The sequence below is a fragment of the Agromyces humi genome (genome assembly GCF_009720255.1).
Lineage (GTDB): Bacteria > Actinomycetota > Actinomycetes > Actinomycetales > Microbacteriaceae > Agromyces > Agromyces humi.
In genome coordinates this window covers 1-9,551 of sequence record NZ_WJSP02000119.1, presented here as the reverse complement: position 1 = coordinate 9,551, position 9,551 = coordinate 1, and the positions used below count along the sequence as shown (strand labels likewise).

Below are 9,551 nucleotides of genomic sequence, written 5' to 3'. Positions count from 1 at the left end.
CGCCGCGAGGCCGGCGATGGCGCCGCGACCGAGCCCGGTCGCCGTGGCGAGCTCGCTGCGGGTCGCGGGCCCGTGGATCACGAGGTGCTCGAGGAGGAGGGCGGAGTGTTCGGGTTGCGCGGCCAGGGGGCCGCCGGGGGTTGGAACGGATGTCTCGCCGACGTTCGTCATGTTCGCAAGCATGGTCGGCGTGTCGCCTTGGGTCACGTACCCCGTTCGGGGCACGCCGCCCGGAAGGTCAGCGAGCGACGAGCGGGCGGACGCCGGCGAACGCGTCGGCGGACACCACGGACGGCACGTCGTAGACCCGTGCGGTGGCCGCGGCATCCGTCACCCGCGGCCAGCCCGGGTCGCCCTGCGCGACGAAGGCGACCGCGCCGGAGTGGACCTCGTCGGCCAGCGCCTGGGGCGGGGCGTCCCCGCCGATCGCGTCGACCCGCTCGGCACCCAGGCAGTCGAAGAAGAACGGGACGTCGACGCAGTGCACGGCCCGGCCGAAGTTCGGCGACCGCCACGAGAAGCGGTAGAGCCAGGTCGGCGCGTCGCCTCGGGCGGCGGCGATGCGCAGGAGGAGGGTGCGGAACATCCGGTCGGTGAGGTACCGGCCGAGGACCGCCGCGGTGCCGAGCCGGCGCACGTCGGCGTTGGCACCGAGGTAGGTCGTGCGCTCGGCGCGCGCGAGCCCCACCTTGCCGAGGAGGAAGCTTGCGGGCACCCAGCGGAGCTTGTCCTTCGCGCCGTCGAGGATCATCGAGAACTCGTCGTCGGTGGCGCCGAGCACGAGGGGCTTGTCGGCGCCGACACCCGCCGCGATCGCGTCGATCGTCGCCCTCGGGATGAGGTCGCCGTCGACCACCGGCCCGAGTGGCAGCCCATCCTCGATGAAGCCGCGGAGCATGGCCATCGGGTTGCCGCCCGGCGCCGGATCGGTGAGCTGCTTCTGGAGTTCGAGGATGCGCGCCTCGCCCAGCGACGAGAGCCCCGCGCGAGTCGGCTCGACGCCGCCCAGCGCGGCCAGCCTGCGGCCGAACTCCTCGGCTTCTGCGAGCGTGACGTCGACCGCGACGCCCGACATGCTGTAGACGCCCGAGATGAGCGGCTGGGCCGCGGGCATGCCCAGCAGCGTGAGCACCGCACCCCCGCCGGCCGACTGACCCGCGATCGTCACCCGGGCCGGGTCGCCGCCGAACGCCGCGATGTTGTCGCGCACCCACTCGAGGGCGAGCAGCCAGTCGAGGACGCCGCGGTTCAGCGGGGCATCCGCGATCCAGCCGAAGCCGTCGAACCCCAGGCGGTACGAGATCGACACGGTGACGACCCCGTCGCGGTTGAACGCCTGCCCGTCGTACCAGGGGCTCGCCGGGGAGCCCGCGAAGTAGCCGCCGCCGTGGATGTAGACGAGCACGGGCAGGGCGGTGCCGGTGGTCGCACCAGTGGTCGCACCGGTGGCCGCGGGCGCCGGTGTGAAGACGTTCACGTTCAGCGTGGACTCGCCGGGCACCGACGGCTCGGGGATGAGCGTCACGCCGGGGTCGCCGCGCTGCGCCGTGGCTCCGAACTCGGTGGCGTCGAGCACGCCCTCCCACGGTCGCCGGGGGACCGGGGCGGCGAAGCGGTGCTCGCCGACGGGTGCCTCGGCGAACGGGATGCCGAGGAAGGCCGCAGAACGGTTGCCCGCGGCATCCGTGCGCCAACGGCCGCGAACGCGGCCCGTGACGGTGTCGACCTCGGGGTGGGTCTCGGTTCCGGCGACCGACATGACGGCAGCTCCTCACGCACGCTTCGATGGGGGCGGATGCCTCGGTTGAAAACCGAGTGACGCTTGGGAATCAAGTATGGGAGACGCGGTGCCGGAACTCAACCACGGGATCGGATGCCGCGGCGACCGCGGCGACCGCGGCGGGTGGCGGCATCAGCGACCTGCGCTGCGGCCGCGGCATCCGCTCAGGCCTTCCGCGTGACGAGCTGCCACAGATAGGCGACGTGATCGGCCATGTCGATCGACGGGTCGAGCATCCACTGGGTCTGCAGGCCGTCGGCCGCGGCGAGGAAGAGGTTGGCGATGCGGTCGGCGTCGAGCTCGGGATCGATGTTGCCGGCGGCCTGCTCGTCGCGCACGAGCGTGCCGAAGACCCCGCGGAACTGGTTGTACCGGTCGACGAAGAACGCGTGCGCGGGGTGGTCGGGATCGCACGCCTCGGTGGACACCTGGGCGTAGAGCTGCACCAGGCCGGGCACCTCGGAGTTGTGCCGGATGACCGCGAAGAATCCCTCCACCGGGTGCTCGAGGTCGTTGTCGACGAATCCGCCCGTGTCGACCTCGTCGCGCTTGCGGAGGATCTCCTGGAAGAGCTCCTCCTTCGACGAGAAGTAGTGCAGGAGACCGGCCTGGCTGAGGCCGACCGCGTCGGCGAGCTCGCGCACCGACGTGCGCCGATAGCCGTTGCGGGCGATGACGTCGAGCGCGGTCGTGAGGATCTCCTCGCGCTTCGCCACGCCCTTCGCGTACGAACCCCTGCGTGCCATACCTGCATGGTACGGAACGGCTGTTGCAAATGAAAACCGAGCGATGTATGGTTTTGCCGACTCAGTGCTGAGACCCCCGAGAGGATTCCCCCGATGACAATGGCGTCGACCCCGCAACCCGCTGCCGATCCCCGCACCGACGAGGTCGACGAGCCCGTCGCGTTCTTCGAGGAGGCCACGGGCAACGAGGATCCGCCAGCGCCGATCAGGGGCATCGGCCGCCTCCTCGGCTGGATCATCCCCGCGAACCTCGGCATCTTCCTCATCTGGGGAGCGGTGCCCGGCATCCTCCTCCCGGCGCAGATCACCGCCCAGTTCGGCGAGGCCGACAAGGTCGCGAACCTGGCCGTGGTGATGACGATCGGCGCGTTCTTCTCCATGCTCGCCCAGCCGATCGCCGGCCAGATCTCCGACCGCACGCGCTCGAGGTTCGGGCGCCGCGCGCCGTGGATCTTCCTCGGCTCGCTCGCCGGCGGCCTCGCGCTCGTCGGCCTCGCCTTCGCGAACAGCCTCGTCGGCGTCGTCATCGCGTGGACCCTCGTGCAGATCACCTACAACTTCGCGCAGGGGCCGCTCAGCGCGGTCATGCCCGACCGGGTGCCACTCAAGCGACGCGGCACCTTCGCGGCGCTCTCGGGCATCGGCCTGATGGTCGGCGCCCTCGGCGGCCAGATCATCGGGTCGGTCTTCCTCGGCAGCATCGCCGCCGGGTACGTGACCTTCGCGGCGCTGTCGCTCGTGATCCTCACGCTGTTCATCGTCTTCAACCCCGACCACTCCTCGACCGAGCTGGAGCCCGAGCCGTTCCGCTTCGCCGACTTCCTCCGCACATTCTGGGTCAGCCCGGTCAAGCACCCCGACTTCTTCTGGGCGTTCACCGGCCGCCTGCTGCTCTACACCGGCTACTTCGCGGTGACGGGCTACCAGTTCTTCCTGCTCACCGACTACTTCGGCATCGCCGAGCCCGGCTCGGTCATCCCCGTGCTCGGCCTCATCAGCCTCGCCGGCATCCTCATCGCGACCGTCGCATCAGGGCCGATCTCCGACCGGGTCGGCCGTCGCAAGCCCTTCGTGTTCGCGTCGTCGGCCGTCACGGGCCTCGCGTTCCTGCTGCCTTGGGCCTGGCCCGACGTCACCGCCTGGATGATCATGACCTTCATCGCCGGCCTCGGCTTCGGCATGTTCCAGGCCGTCGACACCGCCCTCATGAGCGAGGTCCTGCCGTCGGCGAAGTCGTTCGCGAAGGACCTCGGCGTGGTGAACATCGCCGCGACCCTGCCGCAGACCCTCGCACCGGGCGTCGCCGGCGCGATCGTGCTCTCGTTCGGGTACGCCGGACTCTTCCCGGTCGGCATCGTGCTCTCGGTCCTCGGTGCGTTCGCCGTCTGGCCGATCAAGGCCGTGAAGTGATGACGGATGCCGCCACAATGACCTCAACCGGAAGGATCCACCCATGACCGACACCCTGAACCCGGCGACGGATGCCGCGGCATCCGCCATCGACCGAAGCGCCGCCGACGTCGTGGCCGGCCTCACCCTGGAGGAGAAGGCCTCGCTCACGAGCGGCGCCAGCTTCTGGACGACGAAGCCCGTCGAGCGCGTCGGCCTGCCGGCCATCATGCTCACCGACGGCCCCCACGGCGTGCGCAAGCAGCGTGCGAGCAGCGACCACCTCGGCATCGGCGACAGCGTACCGGCCACCTGCTTCCCGCCCGCCGTCGCGCTCGGATCGTCGTTCGACACCGAGCTGCTCGAGCGCGTCGGCATCGCCCTCGGCGAGGAATCGCTCGCCGAGCAGGTCGGCGTGCTGCTCGGCCCCGGCATCAACATCAAGCGCTCGCCGCTGTGCGGACGCAACTTCGAGTACCTCTCCGAGGACCCCATCGTGTCGGGCGTGCTCGGCTCCGCGCTCGTGCGCGGCCTGCAGTCGCAGGGGGTCGGCGCCTCGCTGAAGCACTTCGCCGCGAACAACCAGGAGGCCGACCGCATGCGCGTCTCGGCGGACATCGACGAGCGACCGCTGCGTGAGATCTACCTGCGCGGGTTCCAGCGCGTCGTCGAGGACGAGCAGCCGTGGACCGTCATGTGCTCGTACAACCGGCTCAACGGCGTGTACACCTCCGAGGACCCATGGCTGCTCACGAAGGTGCTCCGCGACGAGTGGGGCTTCGAGGGCCTCGTGGTCTCGGACTGGGGCGCCGTGAACGAGCGCGTCACCGGGCTCGCGGCCGGCCTCGACCTCGAGATGCCGTCGAGTGAGGGTCGCACCGACGCCCAGCTCGTCGCCGCCGTGCGCTCGGGCGTGCTCGACGAGCGCCTGCTCGACACGGCCGCCCGCCGCAACGTCGAGCTCGTGCAGAAGGCCCTGCGCGGCGCGAAGGCGGATGCCGCGTACGACGCCGACGCCCACCACGCGCTCGCCCGCGAGGTCGCCGCGGCGTCGATCGTGCTGCTGAAGAACGACGACGGCGTGCTGCCGCTCACCCCCGGACCCACAGGAGTGGGCACCGCCGTCGCCGTCATCGGCGAACTCGCCCGCACGCCGCGCTACCAGGGCGCCGGCTCGTCGCAGATCAACCCGACCCGCCTCGACAACGCGCTCGATGAGCTCCGGGCGCTCGCCGGCGCCGAGCTGCCGTTCGCGGCCGGCTACGGCGACGACGGCGAGGTCTCCGATGAGCTCACCGCCGAGGCCGTGGCCGCGGCATCTGCTGCCGAGACCGTGTTGCTCTTCCTCGGCGTGCCCGCCGCGCTCGAGTCCGAGGGCTTCGACCGCGACGACATCGAGTTGCCCGCCGCGCAGCTGGCGCTGGCCGACGCGGTCATCTCCGCGAACCCGCGCACCGTCGTCGTGCTGTCGAACGGCGGCGTGGTGCGGCTGTCGGGGCTCGCCGACCGGGCGCCCGCGATCGTCGAGGGCTGGCTGCTCGGCCAGGCCGGCGGCGGGGCCGTGGCCGACGTGCTCTACGGCGTCGTGAACCCGTCGGGCCGCCTCGCCGAGACGATCCCGCTGCGGCTCGCCGACAGCCCCGCGTACCTCGACTTCCCTGGCGAGCACTCGCACGTGCGCTACGGCGAGGGACTCTTCGTGGGCTACCGCTGGTACGACGCGCGCGATTTCGAGGTGTCGTACCCGTTCGGGCACGGCCTCTCGTACACGACGTTCGCCTACTCGGATGCCTCGGTGTCGGCGGATGCCTCGGGCCTCACGGTTCGCGTGACCGTGACGAACACGGGCGACCGCGCCGGTGCCGAGGTCGTGCAGGTCTACACGTCCCTGCCCGGCTCCGCCGTCGTGCGCGCCCCGCGGGAGCTCAAGGGCTTCGCGAAGGTCGCGCTCGGGGTGGGCGAATCCCGCGAGGTCGACGTGCACGTACGTCGCGAGGACCTCGCCTACTGGGACACGCGGGTGGACCGCTGGGTCGTCGAGGGAGGCAGCTACTCGGTCGAGGTCGCGGCGTCGAGTCGCGACATCCGCGCCACCGTCTCGGTCGACGTCGAGGGCGACGCCGTGCCCGTGCCGCTCACGATGGATTCGTCGATCGGCGAGCTCCTCGCCCACCCGGTCGCGTCGCAGTACATCATGCAGGCCATGTCGGCGCTCGGCGACGGCGAGACCGCCGGGCTCATGGCCGACCCCGGCCTGTTCAAGATGATGGAGTCGTTCCCGATCGGGCGGCTCGCCTCGTTCCCCGGCATGGGCCTCGGGCGCGAGCAGGTGGAGCAGCTGCTGGCCGCGTCGAACGCCGCGGGGTAGTCGGCGGCAGGTGGCACGAAGGGCCGGGAGCGTCGCGCTCCCGGCCCTTCGTGCTGTGGTGCGCGGTGCAGGACCGCGACGCCGCGCTACTTGGTGAAGCTGAACTTCGCCGTGTGCGTGGTGCCGTCGTCGAGCGTCAGGGCGAAGGTGCCGCACTTGCCCGACCACGTCTTCACCGTCTTCCACACGTAGACGTATTGGTCGGTGACCGCGTCGTACGTGAGCGTGCTGCCCCCGGCCGTCACGGTCTCCTCGATCGCGTCGACCGAGGCGCCCGCCGTGCACGCGGTGAGCGTGAGCGTCGGCGAACCGGCGGCGACGATGTCGAGACCCTGGTTGCCGTGCAGGCTGAACTTGATCGGCACGGCGCTGCCGGCCTTCACCGAGTTCACGACGCCGCCCATGTCGACCGGGCGGAAGAATCCGGCGAAGTCGTACACGACCGAGTAGTCGCACTCGACGGCGAGCGACGTGTTGCCCGCGTTGTCCTGCACCGTGCCGGCCGCGACCGTGGCGGTCTTGGATCCGACGCCGGACGTGTCGAGCATGATCGAACCGCTGGTGGGGAACCCGTCGGCGATGCCCGATCCGGGAATCGGGTCGTACGCGGTCCACGTCGCCTCGCCGAACGAGCCGAGCAGCAGCGGCGACGCCGGGCAGACGAGGTCGACGACCGGGGGCGTGTGCTCGGTCACGAAGTAGTCGCACTCGACCTCGACCGACGCGTTGCCGGCGTTGTCGACGGCAGTGCCGGCGGGAGCCACCACGGTGGCCGGGCCGTAGGTGTCCGTGTCCAGCGGCACCGTGCCGCTCGCCGCGGTGGCCAGGCCGGATCCGCCCGCCTCATCCGTGGCCACCCACGTGGCCTCGGCGTCGGAGCCGAGCAGCACCTTCTCGGTGGGGCAGGTGAGCACGACGACCGGGGGCGTGTGCTCGGTCACGAAGTACGAGCACGAGGCTTCGGCCGACGGGTTGCCTGCGAGGTCCTTCACCAGGCCCGCGACCGCGACGGCGGAAGCGGGGCCGTAGGCCGACGTGTCGACCGCGAGCGTGCCGCTCGCGGCGCCGACCAAACCGGAGCCGCCCGCGTCACTCGCCACCCAGGTGGCGACCGCGCTCGATCCGCGCTCGACGAGTCCGGCGGGACAGGTGAGGACGACGACCGGCGCGATCGTGTCGACCGGGGTGGGCGCGCCGCAGGAGAGGGTCGTCCACGTCACGCCGACACTGTCGGTGCGGGTGATGGTGTTGCCGTCGGTGTTCAGGCCGGCGGCTGAATACGTCACGGTGCCGCTGTGGGGGCCGGCGACGTTCGACGTCACGCTGATGGTGGACTTCACCGCGGCGCTCAGCGCGTTGTTGCCCAGGGCTTCCCAGTTCGACGGCAGCACGAGCTGGCCGCCGCCGGCCGACAGTTCCGCCTCCGTCGTGGATGCGGAAAGCGTCACGACCGCGGAGTCCGCGAAGGCGTTCTTGCCCTCGTCGCTGCCGTTGCGCTTCATCCTGAGATCGACCGAGGCGCTCGCCGGCGTGCCGCACGCGATGCTGCCGAGTGAGATGGAGCTCACGTCCGCCTGGAGCGTGTCGACGACGACGAGGTTGTCGGCATAGGCGATCCCGCCTCCTCCGACGATGAGTGCGGCCGCCGTGGCGGCGCCCGCAAGGGTGGATTGCCAACGCTTCATTGCGTTCTCCGATTCGGGTTCGGTGTCTGTTCGGTGCCGTGGGCGCGCGGGTACGGCCTACGGACTGCCCCCCGAACGTACCGGCGCCGCCTCGGTCGTGGTCAGCCCCAGTGCGAGTGCCACGCGCACGAGGTCTGATCAGCAGCGGTTCGCGTGCCGGATGTTCCAACCCGCGCACGTCGTCAACCCCGGGCGTGGGGCATGCCGGCGTGCATAGGCTGGCGCCGCCGGATGAAGGGAGGAGGGATGCAGACCTTCCTGCCGTTCGCCGATTTCGCCAGCAGCGCCGCCGCGCTCGACACCGTGCGGCTCGGGAAGCAGCGCGTGGAGACCCTCCAGGTGATGCGTGCGCTCACGGTGCCCGGGTACGGCTGGCGGCACCATCCGGTCGTGAAGATGTGGGGCGGCCACCGGCCGGCGCTGATGGCGTACCAGGACGCGATCTGCGACGAGTGGGTCGGACGCGGCCACGCCGACACCTGCCGCATCAAGACGCTCGACGCGCTCGACACGGTGCCCGAGGACGGCGAGGCATACCGGGCCGGCGCGTTCGCGTTGCCGCCGTGGATCGGATCCGAGGAGTTCCACCGGTCGCACCGCTCGAACCTGCTCCGCAAGGATCCGGCGTTCTACGGCGCGCTCGCCGCAGACGTGCCGCCGGACCTCCCCTACGTCTGGCCGTCAAGGGGGTGAGGCCGGATGCCGCATCGCCTACGCTGCCCGGAGGCGAGGGCCGCACCCTGCGGCCCCACAGGTCGGGAGGCGCAGGCATGGTCGCCGTGCACGATCGGGTGAGCTGGGCGACGTCGCAGGGACGCACCCATGGACGCGTCATCGAACGGCGCACGTCCGACTTCGAGTTCGCGGGGCAGGAGTTCACCGCGAGCGACGACGATCCCGCGTTCATCGTCGAGAGCGAGCAGACCGGCGCCCGGGCGGCCCACAAGGGCTCGGCACTGCGGGTGCTGAAGGGCTGAGCTCGACCCCGGCCCGATCGGAGGGAGATCGACATGACCGTGAAGCTGCATCAGCCCGGGCTCCGCCAGGCGCGAGCGCTCGTGCGCGACGGCAAGGTGGTGCGCGACGAGCGCGACGACTGGAGCGAGGACGCGCCGAGCGCCGACGAGGAGAACGCGTTCATCGAACAGCACGGCTGGGCCGAGTACGGCCACTGGCACCTCGGCGTCGACGACGACGAGGATCGCGAGACCAAGGCGCACTACAAGTTCCCGTACGGCGACTTCAGGAAGGTGCACCGCTGCGGCGTGATCTCGCTCGAGAGCCGTGCCGGCCAGTTCGACCACGACGAGATCCGCGACGAGGCCAAGAAGCTCCTCGAGCTCATCGACGACGACTGACGGGGCTCCGCCCGCCCGGGCGTGGCATGCTCGAATCGCCAGCACGAGTCGGAGGTCGATCATGCACGACGCCACGCCCGCCATGCCAGCCGCACCCGGCCCCGAGGACCGCCACACCGAACGGAACGTACGAATTCAAGCCGAATAGGTCACGGAGCAACAGGAACACCGAGAACGGTGCCACACTCCAGTGTCCGACATGCGGCTCCCAGACGCGGCCCTCCT

General features: G+C 71.0%; 8 protein-coding genes. 5 read left to right on the top strand and 3 right to left on the bottom strand.

All coding sequences use genetic code 11. From position 1 onward, the window contains the following. Positions 1-238: 238 nt before the first annotated feature. Together GH736_RS11330 and GH736_RS11325 are read right to left on the bottom strand one after the other, a co-directional pair. A complete protein-coding gene (locus GH736_RS11330; protein WP_159603275.1) occupies positions 239-1,759 on the bottom strand; it encodes a carboxylesterase/lipase family protein in 1,521 nt (506 codons plus the stop codon). A 185-nt stretch (positions 1,760-1,944) separates the two neighbouring features. Continuing rightward, positions 1,945-2,526, bottom strand: a complete 582-nt coding sequence (locus GH736_RS11325) for a TetR/AcrR family transcriptional regulator (protein WP_203230728.1) — start codon at positions 2,524-2,526, stop codon at positions 1,945-1,947. Positions 2,527-2,619: 93 nt separating this feature from the next. Here GH736_RS11325 and GH736_RS11320 point away from each other — a divergent pair, with 93 nt between their 5' ends. Both GH736_RS11320 and GH736_RS11315 read left to right on the top strand, forming a co-directional pair. Further along, positions 2,620-3,936, top strand: coding sequence for an MFS transporter (locus GH736_RS11320; protein ID WP_159603273.1), 1,317 nt, complete (start codon positions 2,620-2,622; stop codon positions 3,934-3,936). 43 nt (positions 3,937-3,979) lie between these two features. After that, a complete protein-coding gene (locus GH736_RS11315; protein ID WP_159603271.1) occupies positions 3,980-6,283 on the top strand; it encodes a glycoside hydrolase family 3 C-terminal domain-containing protein in 2,304 nt (767 codons plus the stop codon). A gap of 86 nt (positions 6,284-6,369) precedes the next feature. Here GH736_RS11315 and GH736_RS11310 read toward each other — a convergent pair whose 3' ends face one another. After that, a complete protein-coding gene (locus GH736_RS11310) occupies positions 6,370-7,968 on the bottom strand; it encodes a PxKF domain-containing protein (RefSeq protein WP_159603269.1) in 1,599 nt (532 codons plus the stop codon). Between the two features lie 246 nt (positions 7,969-8,214). Here GH736_RS11310 and GH736_RS11305 point away from each other — a divergent pair, with 246 nt between their 5' ends. From GH736_RS11305 to GH736_RS11295, 3 genes are all read left to right on the top strand, one after another. Then, a complete protein-coding gene (locus GH736_RS11305) occupies positions 8,215-8,661 on the top strand; it encodes an MSMEG_6728 family protein (protein ID WP_159603267.1) in 447 nt (148 codons plus the stop codon). A gap of 77 nt (positions 8,662-8,738) precedes the next feature. Then, entirely contained in the window at positions 8,739-8,945 is a 207-nt protein-coding gene (locus GH736_RS11300) for a hypervirulence associated TUDOR domain-containing protein (protein ID WP_159603265.1), read from the top strand. A gap of 33 nt (positions 8,946-8,978) precedes the next feature. Continuing rightward, on the top strand, positions 8,979-9,326 hold the full coding sequence (locus GH736_RS11295) for a hypothetical protein (protein ID WP_159603263.1): 348 nt from the start codon (positions 8,979-8,981) through the stop codon (positions 9,324-9,326). Positions 9,327-9,551: the final 225 nt, after the last annotated feature.

What these genes read in the sequence shown, in the direction of transcription:
- GH736_RS11330 (WP_159603275.1), bottom strand. Translation starts at nt 1,759, where the DNA reads ATGTCGGTCGCCGGAACCGAGACCCACCCCGAGGTCGACACCGTCACG.
- GH736_RS11325 (WP_203230728.1), bottom strand. Translation starts at nt 2,526, where the DNA reads ATGGCACGCAGGGGTTCGTACGCGAAGGGCGTGGCGAAGCGCGAGGAG.
- GH736_RS11320 (WP_159603273.1), top strand. Translation starts at nt 2,620, where the DNA reads ATGACAATGGCGTCGACCCCGCAACCCGCTGCCGATCCCCGCACCGAC.
- GH736_RS11315 (WP_159603271.1), top strand. Translation starts at nt 3,980, where the DNA reads ATGACCGACACCCTGAACCCGGCGACGGATGCCGCGGCATCCGCCATC.
- GH736_RS11310 (WP_159603269.1), bottom strand. Translation starts at nt 7,968, where the DNA reads ATGAAGCGTTGGCAATCCACCCTTGCGGGCGCCGCCACGGCGGCCGCA.
- GH736_RS11305 (WP_159603267.1), top strand. Translation starts at nt 8,215, where the DNA reads ATGCAGACCTTCCTGCCGTTCGCCGATTTCGCCAGCAGCGCCGCCGCG.
- GH736_RS11300 (WP_159603265.1), top strand. Translation starts at nt 8,739, where the DNA reads ATGGTCGCCGTGCACGATCGGGTGAGCTGGGCGACGTCGCAGGGACGC.
- GH736_RS11295 (WP_159603263.1), top strand. Translation starts at nt 8,979, where the DNA reads ATGACCGTGAAGCTGCATCAGCCCGGGCTCCGCCAGGCGCGAGCGCTC.